This is a genomic window from Aphanizomenon sp. CS-733/32, assembly GCF_028330045.1.
Classification (GTDB): Bacteria; Cyanobacteriota; Cyanobacteriia; order Cyanobacteriales; family Nostocaceae; genus Dolichospermum; species Dolichospermum gracile.
This window is the reverse complement of the sequence record NZ_JAQMSE010000049.1, coordinates 1-22,225: the sequence shown is the minus strand read 5'-3', so window position 1 is coordinate 22,225 and position 22,225 is coordinate 1. Positions and strand designations below refer to the sequence as shown.

The window sequence follows — 22,225 nt, the reverse complement described above, 5'->3', positions numbered from 1 at the left end:
TATCAAAATCAAGAAACATGGACGTTTTGCTAAAAGTGTTTTTCGTTACGGTTTAGATTATCTGCGTTCTCTTGTTACTGATTTAGATTTGAAATATGACGACTTTCTTCTCTCTCTCAATTTTTTGTCCTGTACTTAGTAAGAGTGAACAAGGTCAGAATGTAGACTTATTAATTAGTGAAGATAGTCAGATTACTAATGAGAACTTTAGAGATATGGTGAAGGAGTATATGGAGTTGGGTAGAGGGGTGACTATTATTGGGGAGTGATTAAGTAGAATCAGTCAATTAAATTGATTTGTTGAGTCATGACCAATAGCAAGCACATAGCTAGGTTGTCAAGAAAGATACCTAGCCTCTTGTGAGAAGATTTATTTGAATATGTTTAAGAAAATTATAAGACCCTAAAACACCCAAATTGCAGCAAAAAACCATAGGAGAGTTGACCTGTACATTTCTCTCCAGGTAGGTTGGGTATTCAGTTCACCTGGATGTACTAAACTTGTTTTCCACCACAGATGTAGGATTAAATCAGAGTTTACTAACCATTGTTTTCAACCTGACTTGGGGGACTATAGCCTGTGTTAATCCTAAGCTTGGGATTCTGGAATGTCAAGATTACCTCAAGAGGGATTTGTATAAGTCCTTTGGAGTAAGAGTGTTGACTATTAGTTGACTATAAAATAAGATGTCAGAAGTTGAAGCTCTTGATATAGTTGGCTTTGTTAGGGGACTCATAAGCCTGGGGTCGTCAGTTCAAATCTGACCTGAGCCATCAAAAACAATACAAAATACAAGGGTTTCAGCCTTCAGTTATTTATGTCACTGGGGGCTGGCTGTTTTTTTGAGGCTTTCTTGACTATCAAATGACTATCAATTTAAGCCAATGGTAGTCAGGAAATTTTGACCCTACTCCGGCTAAATACAAGTCTTATATTCTTACAAAAGATAACTTCAACTATATCAAAATTAGCATCGATAAATGAACCGAAGGCTGATTAATTTGAATATTTCAGGACTTACGCAACTGGCACATTGGTAGGGTGCGTCAGATATCAAAAATCTGTTTATTTGCAGGATTTATGCAGTAGTAGAGCACCCTACAACAGATTTTTGGTGTGACACTTGCGTAAGTCCTATATTTACTTCATCGTCAGCTTACTCTTACTAGAGAGTATCTAATTCTCTTCGCACTACATCAATTTCTGTATCTATAATAATTGATTTTAAATCTATTATTTGTTTAGTATTTAGTATATCCTGGTTTTGCAATGTATTAAATATTTTCTTAACATTTTCCAAAACCATCAGATTTTGTACAAGTATATTTATGGTTTTTTCATGGTGTTGAAGTTGAATTTGAATAGTAACTGCAATTTTATTTTGAATTTTTTTATTTACTACAGATTGAAGAGCTAAATCATCATCATTACTTTGCAAAGCAATTTTAGCTTTTTCATTCCAGTATTTAGCTTCTTTCTGCGCTTTTTCAAAATCTTTCTGAATACTTTCTTGATGAGCAACAGCTTTTGTTATAATTTCTCCTATTTCTTGAATAGCCTCGGCTAAAATATCATCAGGTTTTTTGTTAACTTGATGTAAAGATTGTAAAAATAGCTTTTCTTGAAGTTCATCAAAACTCCTTCCGCGCTCTTTTCTGCGCCTCTGCGTCTCTGCGTGAAAAAACCTCTTATCCAAACTTAAACGCGGTAAGGTAATAAAAGCCATATTTAGTAAAAATAAACAAAATAGATGACATCCATAGAATCCCACAAAAAAGCCAAAGCCCTCAAACCCGGAAGCGTGCGCCCCGCCAAAGAACTATGTAGCGAATGCGGACTATGCGACACCTACTATATCCACTACGTCAAAGAAGCGTGCGCCTTCATTACCCAAAGAATAGACGAACTAGAAACCAGCACCCATAAACGCCCCCGCAACCTAGAAGACGAAAATGAACTTTACTTTGGAGTTCATCAAGAAATGATGTCCGCCAGAAAACAACAACCCATCGAAGGCGCACAATGGACAGGAATAGTCAGCAGCATAGCCATAGAAATGCTCAATCGTGGCTTAGTAGAAGGCGTAGTCTGTGTCCAAAACAGCAAAGAAGACCGCTTTCAACCCATACCAATCATCGCCCGTACCCCAGAAGAAATACTAGCAGCCAAAGTCAATAAACCCACCCTATCCCCCAACCTCTCCGTATTAGAACAGATAGAAAAATCAGGAATGAAGAGGTTATTAGTGATTGGAGTAGGTTGTCAAATCCAAGCATTACGAGCCGTCGAGAAAAAACTCGGACTAGAAAAACTCTATGTCCTCGGTACACCATGCGTAGACAACGTTACTCGCGCCGGACTGCAAAAATTCTTAGAAACCACCAGCAGATCCCCGCAAACAGTAGTCAGTTACGAATTTATGCAAGACTTCCGGGTACACTTTAAACACGAAGACGGTTCAGAAGAAACAGTCCCCTTCTTCGGCTTAAAAACCAACGTTCTCAAAGACATCTTCGCCCCTTCCTGTATGAGTTGCTTCGATTACGTCAACTCCCTCGCTGATATCGTCGTCGGGTATATGGGCGCACCCTACCAATGGCAATGGATAGTAGTTAGAAATGATACAGGAAAAGAAATGCTCGAACTCGTCAAAGACCAACTGCACACCCAGCCAGTCATGTCCCAAGGAAACCGGAAACCAGCAGTACAGCAAAGCATCCCAGCTTATGATCAGGCAGTGACATTACCCATGTGGGCAGCGAAATTAATGGGAGTAGTCATAGATAAAATTGGCCCAAAAGGACTGGAATATGCAAGATTTTCCATAGATTCCCACTTTGCGAGAAATTATCTGTATGTGAAGCGGAATCATGGGGAGAAGTTGGAATCTCATGTACCAGAGTTTGCGAAGCGGATAGTGGGGCAGTATAAGTTACCGAAATGATGGCTCACGCAGAGGCGCAGAGGCGCGGAGAGTTTTTAGAGTTTGTTGACTATGCGTGTGATACCGTCTTTGATGAGTGGGACGTTAAAGTTGATTAGTAGTCCGACTTTTTTATCAGCAAGACGTAGATAGGTTAATAGCTGCTTTTTATGTACAGGATGGAGATTTTCCACTGATTTGAGTTCGACAATCACCTTGTCTTCAACTATCAAATCAGCCCGGAAACCTTCCTCCAAAACCACACCATCATAGATGATGGGAATAATTACCTGTCTTCTCACCTCCAACTTTCGCCTTCTCAATTCAACATCTATCACCGTCTCATATACCGACTCCAACAAACCAGGTCCCAAAGTAGTGTGAACCTTATAAGCCACATCAACAATAACTCCCGAAATCTCATTCTCAATCATCTCTCTGCGCCTCTGCGTCTCTGCGTGCAAAAATCTTACCTCATAAAGTCCCTACTGCCTCAATAGCCGCTTGTAAAGCAAGAGATACATGAGTCCAATGAGTCCCCCCTTGGCAATAAACCACATAAGGTTCTCGCAATGGACCATCTGCCGATAATTCCAAGGTACTCCCTTCGATAAATGTCCCCCCAGCCATGACTACTTGGCTTTCGTAGCCTGGCATATCGTCGGGTATGGGGTCGAGATAAGACCCGATGGGTGAATGTTGTTGAATGGCTTTGCAGAAGGCGATCAGTTTTTTGGCTGAACCCAGTTTAATGGCTTGAATCACATCTCCTCTGGGCGCTAATGGTGGGGGGTTAACTGGATAACCCAGTTTGTCAAACACATAACCTGTTAGGTATGTTCCTTTCATGGCTTCCCCCACCATCTGCGGCGCTAAAAATAATCCTTGGAATAAGAGGCGATTTTGATCAAAGGTTGCTCCGCCTTCGCTACCAATTCCGGGGGCTGTCAGTCTACAAGCGGCGGCTTCTACTAGGTCTGCTCGTCCGGCTATGTAACCACCTGTACTCACGACTGTACCTCCAGGATTTTTAATCAATGAACCAGCCATTAAGTCAGCACCAATATGGGTTGGTTCTTGGGTTTCTATGAATTCGCCGTAGCAGTTGTCCACAAAACAAACTGTGTGAGGATTTTGCTGTTTGACTATGTAAACAATTTTCTCTATGTCGGCTATGGAAAGGCTTGGTCGCCATGAATATCCGCAGGAACGTTGAATCAATACTAACTTTGTGTTGTCAGTAATGCTAGTGCTTAAGTTTTGCCAATCTATTTTTCCTTGATCAGTTAATTCCAATTGGCGGTATTTTATGCCAAAATCAATAAGAGAACCTTGGCCTTGTCCTCTCAAGCCAATCACCTCTTCCAAAGTATCGTAGGGAGAACCGACTACTGCTAACATTTCATCCCCAGGACGAAGAACACCGTACAGCGCACAAGCGATCGCATGAGTTCCCGAAACAAACTGCACTCGCACCACCGCAGCTTCAGCACCCATCACTTGGGCAAAAACTTTATCTAAGGTTTCTCGTCCTAAATCATCGTGTCCGTAGCCACTTACGCCCGCAAAATGGTGTGCGCCTACCCGGTGATGACGAAAGGCATCTAATACTCGTTTAAGATTATGCTTGACCTGAGCGTCAATACCAGAAAAAATTTCTAATAGCGCCTGTTCTGCTTCCCGCAGCCGTTCAAAGCTGTTCATCATTTCCTCATTCAAAAACATAAAATAGATATGCGGATTTTAGGATCGCGCAGACTAGGCTGAACAATTTCTATTCAGGTTACTGCATGACAATTGCTACTTCTAAACCTCACATTAACTGGGTTAATACCCTATTTTTCATTGGCTTGCACGTCGGCGCTCTATTTGCCCTAGTTCCTAGCAATTTTAGCTGGCAGGCAGTTGGTGTGGCTTTATTGCTCTACTGGGTGACTGGAGGTTTAGGTATTACGTTGGGATATCACCGCCTTGTTACTCACCGTAGCTTTCAAACCCCCAAATGGTTAGAGTATATCTTGGTGATTTTTGGGACACTATCTTGTGAAGGTGGTCCAATTGAATGGGTGGGTACACATCGGATTCACCACTTACATTCTGATACTGAATCTGATCCCCATGATTCAAATCAAGGTTTCTGGTGGAGTCATATCGGTTGGATGATTCATTTTGCTCCCGCTCACGATCAAGTTCCTCGTTTCACTAAAGACATTATTGATGACCCAGTTTATCAGTTTTTACAGAAAAATTTCATTTTCTTACAAATTGCCCTGGGCGTAGTCTTATATTTCTTAGGCGGCTGGCCAATGGTAGTTTGGGGAATTTTTGTGCGGATTATTTGGGTTTATCACTGCACTTGGTTGGTAAATAGTGCTACTCATAAATTTGGATACCGCACTTATGAATCTGGTGATAGATCAACTAATTGTTGGTGGGTTGCTATTCTCGTATTTGGTGAAGGTTGGCACAATAACCACCATGCTTTTCAATATTCTGCCCGTCATGGTTTGGAATGGTGGGAAATTGATATGACTTGGATGACTATTCAGTTGTTACAATTACTAGGTCTAGCAACAAACGTAAAGCTGGCAGAGAAAAAAGCATAAGCATATTTATTGCTCAAAGTCAATAGTCTTATAGTCAATTTTTGACTGGAAGCTATTGACTTTTTGTGTGTAAATAAAGCAATTTTTAATTTGAAATTTTTAATTGCTGAATATCTATCCTAAGTTGTTCTTAGGTTGCTATAATCTCAGAAATTAATGTTACAAAACTTTGCAGCAAGTTACGTTTTTTAGTAACGTTGTGTTGCAGTCTGTTGTTTTTCAGGTATTCATGACTACATCAATCATCAAAAGCCAGGAAATAGCGGTCTCCACAGACCTGGGCAAAGACCAAATCAAACTAAAGCATATTATCAAAAGTCTGCCCAAAGAATGTTTTCAGAAAAATAGCCGCAAAGCGTGGACAACTGTAGTTCTCAGTTCATCTATGGCTGCATTGGGCTATTATTTCATCGCAATTTCCCCTTGGTTTCTTTTACCCCTGGCTTGGATTTTTACAGGAACTGCTTTAACAGGTTTTTTTGTTATTGGTCACGATTGTGGTCATCGTTCATTTGCCGACCGTCGCTGGGTAAATGATTTAGTGGGACATTTTTTCATGATGTTCTTAATTTACCCTTTTCATAGCTGGCGCATTAAACATAATCATCACCATAAACATACTAACAAACTGGACGAAGACAACGCTTGGCATCCTATTAGAACAGAAGTTTTTGCAGGCTGGTCTAAAAATAGACAATTTGCCTTTGAGTTGTTCATAACTAAACGCCTCTGGTGGGTAGGTTCTATTGGTCATTGGGCAGTGGTGCATTTTGACTGGCGCAATTTCCAGAAAAAAGACCAAGCTAGTGTCAGACTTTCTGTGGCTGTAGTAGTTGCTTTTGCCGCTATTGTTTTCCCAAGTCTAATTATTACAACTGGTGTTTGGGGTTTTATTAAATTCTGGTTTATTCCCTGGATGGTTTACCATTTCTGGATGAGTACCTTTACCATTGTTCACCACACTCTTCCCGATGTTCCTTTTTCAACTGCTGATAAATGGAATGAAGCCCTAGCACAGTTATTTGGGACAATTCATTGTGATTACCCTCAGTGGGTAGAAGTTCTTTGTCACGATATTAATGTTCATGTTCCCCATCATATTTCTACTGCTATTCCTTCCTATAATTTACGGTTGGCTTACAGTAGCATCAAAGAAAATTGGGGACCTTATCTCCATGATGAATATAAGTTCTCTTGGAATTTGATGAAAGAAATCACTAATCAATGTCAACTCTACAAAACTGATCTTGGTTATACTACTTTTGACGCATACCGGGCGGCGAAATAATTAGGAATAAGTGATGAATTTAGAAAAGATGAATTAATTAATTGTTTCTAAATTTCATTACAAATTCTTTTAGTTTGGCAATTAACCACATTTAAGAATGTTGAGGAAAATTGCCGATATTTCTTCGTTTAAATTCCAGTGGTAACTAAATATTACCTCACAGTTAATTGATAATTTACAATCAACCAATCCAGTGCAATTAGATACAATCCAGTTCAATCAAAACCCTAGTTCTGAATCTGCTGAAAGTCAAGAGAAATTACCCTTTACTCTTCAGGATTTAAAAGCTGCTATTCCCCCTGAATGTTTTCAGCCTAGTGTGACTAAATCGCTTTATTATTTCTTCCGTGATGTTCTGATTGTGGGACTGCTGTATGCAGTTGCCAATTACCTAGATTCTTGGTATTTCTGGCCAATTTTTTGGGTCATGCAAGGAACAATGTTTTGGGCTTTATTTGTAGTTGGTCATGACTGCGGACACCAATCTTTTTCTAAGCATAAGTGGTTAAATGATCTAGTTGGTCATATTACCCATACTTTCATTCTTGTTCCTTATCATGGTTGGAGAATTAGCCACAGAACTCACCACAAAAATACAGGCAGTTTAGAGAATGATGAAAGCTGGTATCCTGTCTCTGAATCAGAGTATGATGAGATGCCTTTAGCGCAAAGAATAGGGCGTTTTTACCTGTTCTTATTGGCTTATCCAGTTTATTTATTCAAGCGTTCTCCTGGTAAAGAAGGTTCTCACTTTTCACCCAGTAGCCCGCTGTTTAAGCCTTCAGAAAAATGGGATATTATCACTAGCACGACTCTTTGGATTAGTATGGTGGCTGTGTTAGGTTTATTCACCTATCAATTTGGTTGGATGTGGTTGTTAAAATACTACGCTGGACCTTACATCGTCTTTATCATTTGGTTGGATTTAGTGACTTTCTTACACCACACTGAACCCGGAATTCCTTGGTATCGTGGGGAAGAATGGACTTTCCTCAAAGGGGCAATTTCTAGTGTTGACCGAGATTATGGGATTTTTAACCACATTCATCATGATATCGGTACTCATGTTGCTCACCACATTTTCTTGAATATGCCTCATTACAATTTGCTGAAAGCGACTGAGGCAATTAAACCAATTATGGGTGATTATTTCCATGAATCCAAAGAACCAATTTGGAAGTCTCTGTGGAATTCTGCGATTGGTTGTCATTTTGTTCCAGATACAGGTAGTAAGGTTTATTACACTTCTAAGAGTCAGAATGCAAAATAGTCGGTAGATTTTTTAAATCTAGGAAGTCCGCTAATGCGGGCTTTTTTTTATTTTAAATTTTCCTTAAAAGTGAAAATAGGGGATAATTATTCTCAAGGATCGGCATACTGAAATAAGGGAGAAATTAAAAAACCACTCTTGGGACGAAGGTAATAAAGCGAAAATGAGACGTAAATCTGCTAATAATAGACCAACTAATCCGTCTAAACCCTCTATGTTCCAATCCCCGGTGTTTAACTTCGTCACCATTGCCATTTTTGGGGCGGTGCTGATTTTGGGAATTGGGATTGGGATTGCGTTTAGTTCGACAACTACATTGAGTTCATCAAATGTGGCTTCCCGTGAGTTTATTGATACTAGAGCGCCAAATCCTGAGATCTGTGTGCAGTATGGATCTAGTGCAATGGTGATGGATGCCAGACTCTTTGTAACTCTTAATCCCTTTAATGTCTTTGTTGCCCAGCCAAATATCCGCCCTGGATGTGTAATTCGTCAAAATAACTGGGCTATTTTAGAAAATAAAAAACTAGTAACTTCAGATCAGGTGCGAGAATGTAAGAATCGTCTCAATACCTTTGGGTTTACAGGGGACTTAAATAGTGAAAAGCCAGATATTAGATGTATTTATCAAAATGAATCGGCTCAAAATTTCTTTTTATCTCAACCGGGGGCTGTGGGAAGTCCTCAAGATACAGAAAGATTTTAAATATAGTCAGGAGTCAGGAGGAAGAAGGTTAAAGATTTTTCTTTCCCTTTTCCTCTTTCCCGACAAGTTTGAGTTTTCTCTGCCTAAATATACTTAATCACGACCATTGATAGCAATAAGCAAGCGTAAGATAAAGACGAATAAGTTGATGTAGGTAAGGTACATTGACAAAGCTGCTGGCAAATATTCATCATTGCGATAAGTGCGAGGCAAGATGTAGAAATCAACTACTGATGCTCCAGCGAAGAGAAATACACCTATACCAGAGATACCAATTTCTAACCAACTGGGTGTGTAAACACCAAACAAGGCAAAGGCAAATTGGAGAAGACAAACCACCAATAAGGCAACAATGCCCAAACTCACGGTTTTTGTCAACGCCATCCCATCTGCTTCCGAAAGATTAGAACCGATTTTTCGGGCAGCAATGAAGGTAATTCCACAACTAAGAGCAGCAATACCAATACCTTGAATACCTACCCCTTGGGTTCTCAAAGCCACAAATACCAAGCCACTCAATGTGTATCCAGATAATAGACTGTAAATACCCAATAGAGGTAAAGCTAGGGCTTTGTTACCTTTGGATGCGACATTTTGGGCAACGAAGAACAAAATTAATTCGAGAATTACCGCCCCAATGAAGGTAGGAAAAAAGAGTCCAGGGTTAGTGCGGATAATGCCTAAACCACCATAAGTTCCCAATGCTGTCAGCACCAATCCAGCGCCGACATAGGGGAGGGCGTTAGCGATGACATTAGGTCCAACGATTCCATGAGTTCTCGCCTCACGGAAAGCTTCACGAAAATTACTGGTATTACTCATGTCTAAAAACTACCAAAAAATATTGGAACTGAGGAAAATAATCTGCCGATTTCTATTGTTACAAATTTTTGGGTTCAGAAACCAGTCGGGAAAGCTAAAATTTTTGGCTGGGTAAAGGTTGACCAAATTCGATCATGGGAATTTCTTTAGGGTTATTTGGGGAACTGTTTTTGTTTTCTTCAGGTGTGGGCAACATTGCGGGAGGAAGGGGGGAATTGATGATTGGTGATGGGTTTTGAGAATTTAGGGGTGGGACGGTGATTAAGGGTTGTTGGGAGTTAGTGGTGAGATTTGTGGATGGTGGTAGGGTAGTGGAGGGTGAGGTTAAGAGACTTTTAGCAGAATAAAAGGTAATATGAGGATTTAAGACCCAGCGCGTGGGTTTTTGTCGAGAAAGAGGTTGAAGTTCTATTTGATTGGTTTGTAATTGAGTTCCTGGTGCGAGGTCAAGAACTATTCGGGTCATATTGGGGTTAAGTTGAGAAATACGTATTCTTTGAATTGCGCCTGAATATTCTTTTTGAGTGAGGACTTTACCTAATTTGGTGTTAGGCAAATTGAGAACTATTCGTGGTGGTTGCATCAGTTGGAAATATTGGGGTGTTGCAGTTGCGGAGAGACTAATTTTTAATTGCTGGGATTTGGGGTGAAATTCCCAGTTGTTAAGTTGTGCGATTGGTTGGGCAATGCTGATAGGGGTGAAAGCAATCAAGCTAAATAAGCTTACCCCTATACATGGAAGAATTTGATTAGTGTTAGTTTTCATAATTTGGTTGTTTGGGGTTGGGATATTTAGCACAGACTACGCAACATTAGAAAAATTGACGTGACGGTGATTAATTGTCTGATAGCGTAGCGCAAGCCATATCAGGATTTCCAGGATTTCAGGATTTACAGGATGAGGGATCTGTTTGTAGATGAGGTTGGTAACAATAGGACTTACGCAAGTGTCACACTAAAAATCTGTTTTAGGGTGTGTCAGACTGTATAAATCCTGTAAATAAGCAGATTGTTGATATCTGACGCAGCCTACCAATGTGCCAGTTGTGTAAGTCCTGAGTTAAATGGGGCTAAAAGTTAACCGATAGCTGCTCTTAATTTCTTAAGAACTCTACCAATTTCTACGAAGTCTTTATTTTGTGAGAGTCCTAGGAGAACCTTCGGACTACTTTGATTGACAATAGTATTATACACATTAATAGCAACGCTGAGTTTATTGATGTCCACAGATGCTGTTGCATTCACCTGAGCTATGGTGAAACTAGCTTTAAGGGCTTTGGTATTAGTTAATAAGTCACTTTCCGTTAACTGGGCTGTGTGATAAGTTGGTTTGATATAACTTTTAAGAGGACTTAAAAGACTAGCCAGGGATTCTAAAAGTCCCCTCGTTAATTCAGGAGAAACCCCTGTGCTATTCATGGACTCAGTCAGTTCAGTGATTGCAGGTTGTACATTTGAGCCAGCGCCCATCAAGTCACCAATCTTTGTGTTACCACCAGGGCTTGCAAGTTCGGTAAGTAAATCAGTAAATGCTTGATTTATGGACTGTTGAGCCGCAGGTGTAATTGTCATGGTTACATCTCCATCTGCTCCTGTTGTGACAGTGACGTTAGGTGATGTACTGACTGGATTGAAATTGATGTTAACTTGTTGGATTTGCTGATTAGGATTAACTCTTTCACTAACACCTTTAGGACTTAGATTGGAAGCAGGTTCAGGCGATGGATTGGAAGCAGGTTTAGGCGATAGAGTGGCAGTAGGTTCAGCAGGTTCAGATGATGGAGGCGTAAATTGGGGTGATGGATTAGGTGATGGATTAGGCGTAAATGGAGGTAATGGATTAACTCCTCCACTAATACCTCCAGCATTACCCTTACTCGGACCAGAAACTTGAGCTTGGTTTGCCATCTGGAAAGTAAACAATATTAACGGACTGAGGCTCAGAGCAAAAATGAGACTTCTGGTTTTTAACATGATGATTTCCTACCAAACATTAAAGTTGAAGTGCTTATTTGGGGTCTGCCAAATAAAATTAGAACCGCTCACAAATGAGGACTTCAGGGTTTTTGATACTTAGAAAATGTCAGGTTCTGGTATAGAATCCATTTGGTATCTATTTTGTAAGACTTAGCTAACAAGAGTTATGGTGATCTTGACGGATTCTCTCTCGTCCATACTGGGCAATAACTCTGGCAAAGATGCCAAATGGAATCTACACAAAGATCCCAAATAGGTACATTTTTCCCTATTTAGATATGGGGAACTGAGGATCTATGACTACCCAACGCAGTCTGTCAGCATCAGTCCATTAGATAGCTGAAACGGTTGCCCGTGGCTTCATATCCTCACCAACAATTTTTTTCGGTAAGCCCTATTTGGGTAAGAAATTGAAGCCATAACCTACGCCCAGAACAAATACCGTACCACCCTGACTATTATTTGTGATATCTGCCCCCTGGGCTGTAATTGTCAGTGGTACAGTGGGGAAAGGAACGTAGGATGCTCCAATGTTTAAACCAACTCCACTCCAACCTAGACCTAGACCAACTTGGGGATGAACTTGTACACCCACTCCTGTAAATATTCCAGTACTGGAATTACCTTGCCTAAAGTCACCGCCTCCAGCCCCCAGGGAGAAGGAGATGGGCATTTGATTAACGGGATCTTTAGGCTTTAATAAGGAATAAGCTGTTGCCACTCCATAGGCACTAGAAGGTCTAATGGGTTCATCTCCGTATTGGGCAAAGGTGTTCCAACCAGCAGCTACACCAACTTGATTGGTTGCTTGGTTGTAGACAATGCGGTGGACTTTGATATCAAAAGTTCCATTGGCGTTAAAGTTGTTGATACTACCAATAGTCCAGCCAAGCTCAACTCCAGCTAGTTTCCTGGCATCTCCTAAACCAAAACCTGTGGTGATACTACCATCTAGACCTGTATCTCTCTTGCCGCCGAAAGCCCCTGATCCTGCTAAAAACCCATCACCGATGTTGGCTCCGAAGGCACTTGGACCAGCAAAATTAAGTCCAGGCCTATAGGATGGCTTTTTGGGAGTTAGCCTATAAATGGGATCTATCAATAAATCTCGACGAATTTTATCCGTATCAATTGATGCATCATCTATCTCCGAAGAGTTTGTCTGGGAGGTTATTTGTGGTTGTTTTTGGTGGACAATGGATTCAATCTGTTTTCCAGAAATAACTTTCTGTTTTAATTCAGCGACTGCGACTACCTGGTTGCTGTCGGGTAAATAGGTCGCTTTTGCAGTTTCATTTGTATTTAATGTACTTTTGTCTAATGCTTGATTGTCAGTTATGATCTCGTCTGCTGCGGATGCAGAATCAACTGACATGACTCCGTTCAGTAATAAAATTGACAGGTTTAGCCATAAACTCCAGTAGATACCACGAACATAAATACTTGGCGGCATGGTAAAATCATCTTTGATATTCAAGATATATTCCTCCAAAATGTTTGCAGCAAAGCTAAAAACCTGCGGTTCCCTGTTTTTGTAAACAGGAATCCAGGGAGCATAAACTGAAAGCATGGCCTTAACTTACTTGTATACTTATAAAAGTTGGTTAAGGCCGTATTGTTTTATATATATTGATTGATGGACACCCTTTAGTTGAGCTTAAACCCGAACCAAGTACAGAATGTTTACAACCCCGATTTTTACATTTATACCACGAATGCAAATTAAAAACACTTAAGTTCGACGATGAGAATAGTTAGGAATTATCAGTGATTTCTTGGGTGTTAACTGCTGGTAGGAGGGCGGTAAGGTGTGAGGTAACTTGACTGTAACGACGGGTAATGAGTAATGAAGAACGAGATTGGATGGCGAGTTGATCTGTGTATCTTCCCAGGGTTTGGCGTTCTATTCCCCACAGACGGCTAGTACCAACAATGGTTAGATCAACATTTTCCGAGGCAGCAATTACGGCTTGGATTGGTTCTGGGGATGTGACAGTTTTGATTTCAATGCGATCGCGCACACTCTTTGGTAATCGCTCAATCATGGCGTTGAGTTCATAACTTAATTCTTCTTGGATGTGATTGCCTTTAAAGACTTGTAAAACTTGTAAAATACAAGTATCCCGATTAATCAGCATTCTCAGGGCGATAATTAATGCTAAATCGTCGTGGATGTTGGCGGAGTAAGGAACTAATAAACTTTCAATGGCGTTGCCTCCCTTATCTACAAATACGGCGACATCTACCGGTGTGGTACTGAGAATTTGTCCGACTCTTCCCCCTAACCGATTGTTGCTAAAAGCTGGACGATGCCAACCGACGAGAACTAAATCTGGGTGTTCGATTTTGGCTATCTGTGCTGTTTCTCTGGCAACATTGCTAGATATGCGAACTATAGGATGGATATAGGAGCGTGTTTCTGGTGGCTCTAGGGTAGCGATTAATTCTTCTAGTTTTTGGCGACGTTCGGCAATAAGTCTGTCGGCTTCCGTTGGGCTACTTTCAAAACCATAGTCTTCTTCTAGTTCAATGAAGCTGAGGGGATAAACTACAGCAGGTTGTCGGTTATTAACAGCGATCGCCGTTGCTAACTGTAACAAACCTTTTTGGGTAGCAGGATTAGCCACTGGGACTAAAATCCGATATTGGGCAATATAAATTTCGCTGGGGACTGGTACGGCTTCTGCTGGGATTTCTGGTTCTGGTTCAACAACATCTAATCTGATCAGGCGTTTCGGATAGGTAAATTCCAGTAATGGTGAAGTCATGAATGTTGTCACCAAAGCCATAATTACTAACATGGTGAAAAGTAAGGGGGTAATCACGCCTAACTCTAAACCAATATTCAAGACAATTAATTCGGTTAAACCGCGAGTATTCATCAACCAACCCAGGGCTGATGCTTCCCGTTTGTCAATACCACTAATTCGAGCCGCTACATAAGCACCAATATATTTACCGCCAATGGCCACTAATAAAATCAAGGCTGACAATAGCCATAAATGAGGACTATTGAGTAAACCAATTTGGGTTTTTAAACCACTGTAGGCAAAGAAGATTGGTAACAAAAATATGAGGACAAAATCTTCAGTTTTAATCGCTAATTCTCTGACTAATTCTTCATCTTTGGGCATGACTGCGCCTAATAAAAATGCCCCAAAAATTAGGTGAATACCGATAAATTCAGTAATTAAGGCAGAGGATACAACTCCCATATAAATTACAGCCAGAACGAATTGACTCAACCGCCCAGCCCGACGATGATGTTTACTCAGACGTTGGAGAAACCACCGCCCAATTGTGAACATGAAACCAATATAAACAATACTTTCAATAATGGTGAGAATAGCTTGTCCGTCAATGCTACCGTGACGAGCAACAGCGATCGCTACTGCTAAAATACACCAAGCTGTCACATCATCCACCGCCGCACAAGTTAAGGCTAAGGTCCCCAAACGAGTTCCCTGTAAGTTATTTTCGGTGATAATTCTCGCCAACACCGGAAAGGCAGTAATTGACATCGCTGCCCCTAAAAACAAGGCAAAAGGGACAAAATTGACATTATTACTAGAAACTAAAGGATAAAGGACGAAAGCTAATCCAAAAGCTGAAGCAAAGGGAACAATAATGCTGAGATTGGAAATGAGAATCGCAGTTTTTAAGTTACCACTCAGATATTTGGGATTTAATTCCAACCCAATCAAAAACATGAAAAATATTAGCCCAATTTGCGATAAAACATTCAAATAAGGCATCGTTTCTGGGGGAAACAGACTATGGGCTAAATCAGGAGCAATTAACCCAAATAATGATGGACCAAGCATAATACCAGCGAAAATCTCGCCAATTACTAATGGTTGTTTAATTGCTTTGAATCCCAGTCCCACAAGTCGGGAAAGTCCAATCACAATTAATACTTCAACTAAAACAAGAACAACGGTGTGCATAATTTCCTCATTAACAATAATTATCTCAGTTGACTATAGGAAACAGGACGCTTTAGAGTTAGTATCTCATTCAACTACATACCGCTCTCAGATGATTCTTTAAAGTATGGCAAAATGTCAACCTGATGACATAGATTTTTTTAATTTATATTTAACAGATATGCTCATTATTATTACCTATAGTGTTTAACAGTCTAATGAGGTACACCCCAATTTATTCCCTGTTACCTAAAACGAAAAAACTTTCTATCTCACTAGCATGACAATGGCTATCAACAGATTCTTAATATCTAACATACTCTATTAATTTCTTACATTTTGTTTCAAAATAAGTATTTTTGTTATTATAAATATATAAAAGTTCACATAAAAAATTACAAATTAAACCTGTTTCAATCTTGACACAGTTCATTACTTTGTATAACCTACGAAGGTGGGATTAATCGGTAAACATCAAAACACTATGAGTAAGCAAGTATATAAGGTATTTGAGGAAATCGAGTTTAAAGCCAAGCTACTGGCTCAATACTGGAATAATTTTCACATAGAAATATCCCAGCATTTACCAGAGAGTTATCAACCAGAAATACAAGAACTATCCAACAACTTAGAAATAGCCTTAACTCAGCTAATTTACGAATTACAAAATCCTACTCTTACCCTAGCTACCACAGGGACTACAAGTAGCGGTAAAAGCACTTTGGTTAATTTATTATGTGGTGCTGAAATTGTCCCGGTTGCTGTTAGTGAAATGAGTGCTGGAGCAGTGACAATTGAGTATAGCAAAGAAAAATCTCTGATCATTCATGAAACACCGGGAGCGTTATGGGAATGTGGAGAATGGAGAGGAATTAGTGATGATAAAATTTATCAACGTCTTTATCAAGCAATGATAAGTTACATCGAAAATAGAGAAACACAATCAAATTTAGCCTGTCCACAATCTACAATTGCTTACCCTTTTCGACTGGTAAAAGAATCTCAATTACAATTACCAAAAGGAACAAAAGTAAGAATAATTGATTTACCTGGTTTAGCCTATGTGGGTGATCAAGGTAATGCTAATGTTATTAAACAATGTCGAGAGGCTTTATGTATAGTTACTTATAATAGTGCGGAAACAGATTTGCAGAAAGTAAAAAGTTTATTGCAAGAGGTTGTACAGCAGGTAAAAGATTTAGGTGGTTCTCCTGCGCGGATGCTTTTTGCACTCAATAGGATTGATGTTTTTCGAGCAGATAGAAACTGGCCAGAATCAGAAAATGATTTTGTTGAAAATACTGTTCGTAGTATTAAACATGAATTAACTGAACGATTAAAAGAATACACAGAAGAAATTGAAAATTTAGAAGTAGTAAAACTGAGTACATGGCCAGCTTTGTTATCTTTACAAATTCAAAGTCAAGATGATATTTACAGTGCAGATGCTTGTAAAAAAGCGGATAATCATTTTAATGGCTTAATTGAAGATATATTAGAAGATTTGCCACGTAACACACAAAAATGGAATAGACACGATAAAAATAGAGTTGCTGAAGCATTATGGGAAAAATCCTATGGTGAGGAATTTCAGGAAAATCTCAGGGAACATATTAATAAACATTTTCCACAGTTGGTAATTCCCCAAATTATAGAAAATTTTAATATTGCTGCTGGAAATGCGATCGCAGAATGGGCAACACAAACAACAAACGCAGTTCTTAATAGTTCTGAGGAACGGTATCAAGAAGAATGTGAAAATATCTCACATATTAGATTATCAATTGAGCGTTTCTTACAAATTAGCGATACAAATTTAAGAGAACCATTTGAAAAACTAGAGATCAAAGTTAAACAAGTTTTGGCAGAAGAATCAACAGATGATCCTGTAAATTATATCAGAAGTGTAATTACAGAACTTCAGAATGTTCAACCATATAATGAATTAGGAGAGAAATTATATCCTCTTTTTGGATGGCGTATTGAATTAAAAAGAGGAATAGAACAAGTGTTAGAAGCAGTAGCAAAGTCTTTAGAAACTGGCAGAGTAGACTTAGACAGTCCCAATTTAAAAAAGACAAATATTTTAAATATCAATTTACTATCAAGAAACTTAAATCGTTTAGTAAACTTAGGTTATACATCTTCTGTTGCTAAAGAAGGTAAAACAATCGAAGCAAGGACAGACACCGAGAAAAATAAACTCCAACAAATCAATGAGGAATTAAATGAATTGTCTATCCATCTCAACATTGTCATAGAGGATGTATTAAGGCAAATTTCTAATCAAGAATTAAATAGAATTTATCAGGCTGTGTCTGAATTATTTCGTTGTCATTTGTCTTATATTGAAAAGGAAGCAAATGGTATTGCACCTAACATAGCGGTGAAATTTCCTGATTCCCAACTGAGTCAAGTTAATAATAAACTTACATTTAGTTTTAAGTTTAGTGCAGGATTTGCTATTACAAAAGGAACTTGGAAGGAAGCAATACAGGTTAAACGAAAAGAAAGACTTTGGTACACAAACTCAACTCTATTAATATTAATGATGTAAATGTTGAATTAATGAGTGAACAACAAGCGGTAATATTTGAAGTAGAAAATGATATTAATGCTTTTGCAGAATATTTGAGGTTTGCGATTTTTAACGCTGCTGGTTTTGAGTCTTATTGTGTTCAAGAATTGAAAGGTTTAGTTGATAGTTTTCGAGAAAAAGAAGGAACATGGACTGGGGTAGCAATGAATGAATGGTTACAAGGAAACCCTCTTTTATTAGCGGAAATACCGAATAATTTAAAATCACAAGAATCTAATTTAGAAGTGAGTGGAAGATTGCGACAACTATCTGTAGCTTTAAGGAATAATCATTTATTGTAGAAATAATTCATGTTAGAGATAATTAATGCTACAATCAATAAATAACTACTTGATGCCATATCAATATGATCATTGCACAAGACCTAGAACAAACAAAAGATATCTTCCCCGATATTGTATTTCCTCCCAGTGATTTATATAGCGATGAACCACCAGTGGAAACAGAACTGCATTTAGAGCAAATCATGCTCTTAATTAAATGTCTCAAATGGTTATGGAAAGATAGAACTGATTTCTATACAGCAGGAAATTTAACTATTTATTACAGTCCCAACCAGAAGAAAAATGAAAAATTAACAGGACCTGATTTTTTTGTGGTTTTAGGAACAGAACGAAAAACCCGCAAAAGTTGGGTAGTTTGGGATGAAGATGGTAAATATCCAAATGTAATTATAGAAATTCTTTCACCCAGTACAGCTAATACTGATAGAGTAATGAAAAAAGAACTTTATCAAAACACATTTAGAACCCCTGATTATTTTTGGTTTGATCCTTATACCTTAGAATTTGTAGGTTTTCATTTAATTGATAACAAATATCAACCTTTAGAACCTAACGAAGAAGGATATTTATGGAGTGAACAATTAGGTTTATATTTAGGAGTACATGATGGTTTATTAAGGTATTTTACCCCTCAAGGTGAATTACTACCCACACCAGAAGAAACCGCAGCAGCAGAAGCTCAAAAAGCAGTAAAATCAGAAAAACGAGCAAACCAAGAAGCTCAACGAGCAGCACAAGCAGACGCAAGAGCAGAACGTTTAGCCGCAAAATTGAGAGAATTAAATATTGATCCTGATCAAATCTAGAATGTGATATTTAATGATTCTGGTAAACATTACAGATTAGTAAGGTGTGTCAGATACCAAAAATCTGTTTATTTGGATTATTGATGGATTCTGACGCACCTTATAAGAGATTTTTACTGTGACACTTGGGTAAATCTTAAATACAGGGGACGGGACGTTACTCCTTTATCCAGGAAAAAGTCAAAAACTTGTAAATAAGGCGTTAAATTTTGTTAAGATTAAATACGGCGTTAGCTTTGCCCCCTGTCCCCTACCCACGAGACGCTTCATGCTGCGATTAGAACATATCAGTAAAATTTATCCTACAGGCGAAGTTCTTAAAGATGTCAACTGGGAAGTCAAACCAGGCGATCGCATTGGTTTAGTTGGTGTTAACGGTGCGGGAAAATCCACCCAATTGAAAATCATCTCTGGGGAGATTGAACCCACCGCTGGAGAAATTATTCGTCCCGCCAGTCTACACATAGCTTATCTTAACCAAGAATTTGAGGTTGACCCCACTCGTACAGTTAGAGAAGAATTTTGGACTGTATTTAAAGAAGCTAATGAAGTGCAGAAGGCTTTAGCTCATATCCCTCATGAGATGGAAACAGCTAATCCAGAGGAGTTAGATGAGCTAATTCATGAGTTAGATCGGTTACAGCGTCAGTTTGAAGCTTTGGATGGATATAACTTAGACTCACGGATTGGTAAGATATTACCAGAGATGGGATTTCAACTAGAAGATAGCGATCGCCTAGTTAGTGCCTTCTCTGGTGGTTGGCAAATGCGGATGAGTTTAGGAAAAATCCTCCTGCAAAAACCTGACTTATTACTACTGGACGAACCGACAAACCACTTAGACTTAGAAACCATTGAATGGTTAGAAAATTATCTCAGAGGTTTAATTACCCCAATGGTCATAGTTTCCCATGACCGGGAATTTTTAGATCGTCTGTGCAACCAAATCGTTGAAACTGAAAGAGGTGTTTCTAGTTCTTACCTGGGTAATTACTCGTCCTACCTGCAACAAAAAGCCGAAAATCAATACGCACAACTCAACGCTTACGAACGTCAACAAAAAGAATTAGAAAAACAACAGGCATTTGTAGAAAAATTCCGTGCCAGTGCTACTCGCAGTACCCAAGCGAAAAGTAGAGAAAAACTACTTGATAAAATTGAACGCATTGAAGCACCGACAGGAGGAGTTAGAACCCTACATTTCCGGTTTCCTGATGCCACTCGTAGCGGTAGAGAAGTAGTAGAAATTAAGGATTTAACCCACATTTATGGGGATAAAATTCTGTTTTTATCCGCAAATCTGCTGGTGGAAAGAGGAGACAGAATTGCCTTCCTTGGTCCCAACGGTGCAGGTAAGTCCACACTGTTAAAAATTATGATGGGTGTTGAACCACCCACAGAAGGGATTGTGAAATTAGGTGATCACAACGTGATTCCTGGTTACTTTGAACAAAACCAAGCGGAAGCCTTGGATTTAAATAAAACCGTCATGCAAACCATCCATGACGAAGTTCCCAACTGGACAAACGAAGAAGTCCGCACATTGTTAGGCAGATTCTTATTTACTGGTGATACCGTATTTAAGAAAGTTGCGGCCTTGAGTGGAGGTGAAAAGGCTCGATTAGCACTGGCAAAAATGCTATTACGTCCAGCAAATTTAATCATCCTGGATGAGCCTACCAACCACTTAGATATTCCGGCAAAGGAAATGATGGAAGAGGCTTTGCAAAACTATGATGGTACTGTCCTTGTAGTTTCCCACGACCGTTATTTTATCTCCCAAGTAGCTAACAAAATTGTCGAAATTCGTGATGGTGATTTTCATGTTTACTTAGGAGATTATCACTACTATCTCGATAAGAAAGCTGAAGAAAAAGAACTGGCGGAATTGGCAGCAGCAGAAGCCGCAAAAGCCGCTAAAAAAGCCGCTAAATCTGCCAAAGCTGGAGCAAAGCAGAAGTAGTTAATATCGGCGAATGGGTGACTGATTGTGATTCTGGCTTTCTGTCACCTATTTTTTAATTATGATAATTGAACGCAGATGAACGCAGATAAACACAGATAAATTTGATTATTATTCTGTGTGGTCTCAGAAAAAATTAGTATTACAAGAGAAATTACATAGCAATAACACCCCCAGATGCAAAAACTTGTTTTGCTGTTAATTGCAAATTAGGAAAGATTGAGGAAAGCAATTGATCATTGTTTTGAAATAATCGCTTTTGATATTCGTCTTCTACTAATGTACAAATTGTAATTGTTGGCAGTTTGATTTTGCCAATATATTCTCTACCACCAATGCCTAAATAATCTACAATCCAATATTCAGGAACAGCTAATAGGGCGTAATCTTCAACTTTGCGAGCATAATCATTTTGCCAGTTTGTGCTGACGACTTCAGCAATTAGTTTAATTGATTTTCCTGATGTAATTACAGGCTCTTTTTGCCATAATGGTTCATTGATTAGTTGGGTTTGGTCTAATACAATCACATCGGGACGAAAGGCTGTGTTTGTTCCCAATAGTTTGATCAAGCAGCGATGGGGGATAAAGTATGGTAAGTCTTGATGATCAATTTCTACATTCAGTTTTCGCCCAATTAATGATGATACCTGTTCATGGGGTCCTGTTGGTTCCATCTCGATTAATTCCCCATCAATAAGTTCATAGCGATCGCTGTCGCCATACTGAGTAACAAATTCATTAGCTGTAATTAGTTTTAGGGGTGATTGTACCATGATTATGTTTCTTGCTGATTAAATAAAGATTATTTTGGCAATTAGAAACTGCACTTTCTTACTTATTTGGCAATCAAATTCGCGTAACGTAAGCCGTGTTGGACATTCTATTTTACAGACAAAATACTTGAAACGGGTGGTTAGCTTAATCAGCAGAAGCCCCACGTCTCACTCTTAGGAGCGTGGGATGAATGCGCGTGAGTTGAGTTGCGTAGCCCAAATTGTATTTGAGCGTAGCGAAAACAAAGAAGGCTACAGCGACGAAACGAACAAAATATT

The 22,225-nt window shown here is 39.1% G+C and carries 18 protein-coding genes and 1 pseudogene; 10 read left to right on the top strand and 9 right to left on the bottom strand.

Going from position 1 to position 22,225, the window contains the following annotated elements; all coding sequences use genetic code 11:
* Positions 1 to 139, top strand: a pseudogene (locus tag PN471_RS23405) (IS4 family transposase); the annotation flags it as partial.
* 1,027 nt (positions 140 to 1,166) lie between these two features.
* Here PN471_RS23405 and PN471_RS04320 read toward each other — a convergent pair.
* Positions 1,167 to 1,727: a PspA/IM30 family protein gene (locus PN471_RS04320; protein WP_271775800.1), complete on the bottom strand. Its 561-nt coding sequence runs from the start codon at positions 1,725 to 1,727 to the stop codon at positions 1,167 to 1,169.
* A 24-nt stretch (positions 1,728 to 1,751) separates the two neighbouring features.
* Between PN471_RS04320 and PN471_RS04315 the strand changes: the two genes are divergently transcribed.
* Positions 1,752 to 2,945: a Coenzyme F420 hydrogenase/dehydrogenase, beta subunit C-terminal domain gene (locus PN471_RS04315; protein WP_271775799.1), complete on the top strand. Its 1,194-nt coding sequence runs from the start codon at positions 1,752 to 1,754 to the stop codon at positions 2,943 to 2,945.
* A gap of 35 nt (positions 2,946 to 2,980) precedes the next feature.
* Here the strand turns inward: PN471_RS04315 and PN471_RS04310 are convergent, their stop codons facing one another.
* Positions 2,981 to 3,358, bottom strand: coding sequence for a GxxExxY protein (locus tag PN471_RS04310; protein WP_039202947.1), 378 nt, complete (start codon positions 3,356 to 3,358; stop codon positions 2,981 to 2,983).
* 40 nt (positions 3,359 to 3,398) lie between these two features.
* Positions 3,399 to 4,628, bottom strand: coding sequence for a methionine gamma-lyase family protein (locus PN471_RS04305; protein ID WP_271775801.1), 1,230 nt, complete (start codon positions 4,626 to 4,628; stop codon positions 3,399 to 3,401).
* Positions 4,629 to 4,714: 86 nt separating this feature from the next.
* Here PN471_RS04305 and PN471_RS04300 point away from each other — a divergent pair, with 86 nt between their 5' ends.
* From PN471_RS04300 to PN471_RS04285, 4 genes are all read left to right on the top strand, one after another.
* Complete coding sequence (locus PN471_RS04300; protein ID WP_271775798.1) at positions 4,715 to 5,530, top strand: acyl-CoA desaturase; 816 nt, start codon at positions 4,715 to 4,717, stop codon at positions 5,528 to 5,530.
* A gap of 229 nt (positions 5,531 to 5,759) precedes the next feature.
* Positions 5,760 to 6,818 (top strand): fatty acid desaturase, encoded by a 1,059-nt coding sequence (locus tag PN471_RS04295; protein WP_271775797.1) that lies wholly within the window; start codon positions 5,760 to 5,762, stop codon positions 6,816 to 6,818.
* Positions 6,819 to 7,011: 193 nt separating this feature from the next.
* Positions 7,012 to 8,088, top strand: a complete 1,077-nt coding sequence (locus PN471_RS04290) for a fatty acid desaturase (protein ID WP_271775796.1) — start codon at positions 7,012 to 7,014, stop codon at positions 8,086 to 8,088.
* A gap of 163 nt (positions 8,089 to 8,251) precedes the next feature.
* Positions 8,252 to 8,794 carry a DUF3172 domain-containing protein gene (locus PN471_RS04285; RefSeq protein WP_027401792.1) on the top strand — a complete coding sequence of 181 codons (543 nt, stop codon included), beginning with the start codon at positions 8,252 to 8,254 and terminating at the stop codon, positions 8,792 to 8,794.
* 93 nt (positions 8,795 to 8,887) lie between these two features.
* Here the strand turns inward: PN471_RS04285 and PN471_RS04280 are convergent, their stop codons facing one another.
* From PN471_RS04280 to PN471_RS04260, 5 genes are all read right to left on the bottom strand, one after another.
* Positions 8,888 to 9,616 (bottom strand): Bax inhibitor-1/YccA family protein, encoded by a 729-nt coding sequence (locus tag PN471_RS04280; protein ID WP_039202954.1) that lies wholly within the window; start codon positions 9,614 to 9,616, stop codon positions 8,888 to 8,890.
* A gap of 94 nt (positions 9,617 to 9,710) precedes the next feature.
* The gene (locus PN471_RS04275) at positions 9,711 to 10,382 is read right to left on the bottom strand and encodes an AMIN domain-containing protein (RefSeq protein WP_271775795.1); all 672 of its coding nucleotides are present in this window, start codon (positions 10,380 to 10,382) and stop codon (positions 9,711 to 9,713) included.
* 311 nt (positions 10,383 to 10,693) lie between these two features.
* Positions 10,694 to 11,524, bottom strand: coding sequence for a hypothetical protein (locus PN471_RS04270; RefSeq protein WP_271775794.1), 831 nt, complete (start codon positions 11,522 to 11,524; stop codon positions 10,694 to 10,696).
* A 463-nt stretch (positions 11,525 to 11,987) separates the two neighbouring features.
* Positions 11,988 to 13,070, bottom strand: coding sequence for a hypothetical protein (locus PN471_RS04265; protein WP_271775793.1), 1,083 nt, complete (start codon positions 13,068 to 13,070; stop codon positions 11,988 to 11,990).
* A gap of 277 nt (positions 13,071 to 13,347) precedes the next feature.
* On the bottom strand, positions 13,348 to 15,540 hold the full coding sequence (locus PN471_RS04260; protein WP_271775792.1) for a cation:proton antiporter: 2,193 nt from the start codon (positions 15,538 to 15,540) through the stop codon (positions 13,348 to 13,350).
* A 463-nt stretch (positions 15,541 to 16,003) separates the two neighbouring features.
* On the opposite strand from PN471_RS04260, the gene PN471_RS04255 reads away from it, so the two are divergent.
* The 4 genes from PN471_RS04255 to PN471_RS04240 all read left to right on the top strand — a co-directional run bounded on the left by PN471_RS04255 (position 16,004) and on the right by PN471_RS04240 (position 21,171).
* The gene (locus PN471_RS04255) at positions 16,004 to 18,076 is read left to right on the top strand and encodes a dynamin family protein (RefSeq protein WP_271775791.1); all 2,073 of its coding nucleotides are present in this window, start codon (positions 16,004 to 16,006) and stop codon (positions 18,074 to 18,076) included.
* A complete protein-coding gene (locus PN471_RS04250) occupies positions 18,037 to 18,399 on the top strand; it encodes a hypothetical protein (RefSeq protein WP_271775802.1) in 363 nt (120 codons plus the stop codon). The genes PN471_RS04255 and PN471_RS04250 overlap by 40 nt, the downstream gene beginning before the upstream one ends.
* Before the next feature lie 65 nt (positions 18,400 to 18,464).
* The gene (locus PN471_RS04245) at positions 18,465 to 19,208 is read left to right on the top strand and encodes a Uma2 family endonuclease (RefSeq protein ID WP_271775790.1); all 744 of its coding nucleotides are present in this window, start codon (positions 18,465 to 18,467) and stop codon (positions 19,206 to 19,208) included.
* 268 nt (positions 19,209 to 19,476) lie between these two features.
* Entirely contained in the window at positions 19,477 to 21,171 is a 1,695-nt protein-coding gene (locus tag PN471_RS04240) for an ABC-F family ATP-binding cassette domain-containing protein (protein WP_271775789.1), read from the top strand.
* A 154-nt stretch (positions 21,172 to 21,325) separates the two neighbouring features.
* Here the strand turns inward: PN471_RS04240 and PN471_RS04235 are convergent, their stop codons facing one another.
* The gene (locus tag PN471_RS04235; RefSeq protein WP_271775788.1) at positions 21,326 to 21,946 is read right to left on the bottom strand and encodes a Uma2 family endonuclease; all 621 of its coding nucleotides are present in this window, start codon (positions 21,944 to 21,946) and stop codon (positions 21,326 to 21,328) included.
* Positions 21,947 to 22,225: the final 279 nt, after the last annotated feature.

Coding starts and splice junctions, on each gene's coding strand:
- PN471_RS04260 (WP_271775792.1), bottom strand. CDS start 15,540: ATGCACACCGTTGTTCTTGTTTTAGTTGAAGTATTAATTGTGATTGGA.
- PN471_RS04245 (WP_271775790.1), top strand. CDS start 18,465: ATGATCATTGCACAAGACCTAGAACAAACAAAAGATATCTTCCCCGAT.
- PN471_RS04305 (WP_271775801.1), bottom strand. CDS start 4,628: ATGAACAGCTTTGAACGGCTGCGGGAAGCAGAACAGGCGCTATTAGAA.
- PN471_RS04235 (WP_271775788.1), bottom strand. CDS start 21,946: ATGGTACAATCACCCCTAAAACTAATTACAGCTAATGAATTTGTTACT.
- PN471_RS04315 (WP_271775799.1), top strand. CDS start 1,752: ATGACATCCATAGAATCCCACAAAAAAGCCAAAGCCCTCAAACCCGGA.
- PN471_RS04275 (WP_271775795.1), bottom strand. CDS start 10,382: ATGAAAACTAACACTAATCAAATTCTTCCATGTATAGGGGTAAGCTTA.
- PN471_RS04300 (WP_271775798.1), top strand. CDS start 4,715: ATGACAATTGCTACTTCTAAACCTCACATTAACTGGGTTAATACCCTA.
- PN471_RS04285 (WP_027401792.1), top strand. CDS start 8,252: ATGAGACGTAAATCTGCTAATAATAGACCAACTAATCCGTCTAAACCC.
- PN471_RS04320 (WP_271775800.1), bottom strand. CDS start 1,727: ATGGCTTTTATTACCTTACCGCGTTTAAGTTTGGATAAGAGGTTTTTT.
- PN471_RS04310 (WP_039202947.1), bottom strand. CDS start 3,358: ATGATTGAGAATGAGATTTCGGGAGTTATTGTTGATGTGGCTTATAAG.
- PN471_RS04280 (WP_039202954.1), bottom strand. CDS start 9,616: ATGAGTAATACCAGTAATTTTCGTGAAGCTTTCCGTGAGGCGAGAACT.
- PN471_RS04255 (WP_271775791.1), top strand. CDS start 16,004: ATGAGTAAGCAAGTATATAAGGTATTTGAGGAAATCGAGTTTAAAGCC.
- PN471_RS04270 (WP_271775794.1), bottom strand. CDS start 11,524: ATGGCAAACCAAGCTCAAGTTTCTGGTCCGAGTAAGGGTAATGCTGGA.
- PN471_RS04240 (WP_271775789.1), top strand. CDS start 19,477: ATGCTGCGATTAGAACATATCAGTAAAATTTATCCTACAGGCGAAGTT.
- PN471_RS04295 (WP_271775797.1), top strand. CDS start 5,760: ATGACTACATCAATCATCAAAAGCCAGGAAATAGCGGTCTCCACAGAC.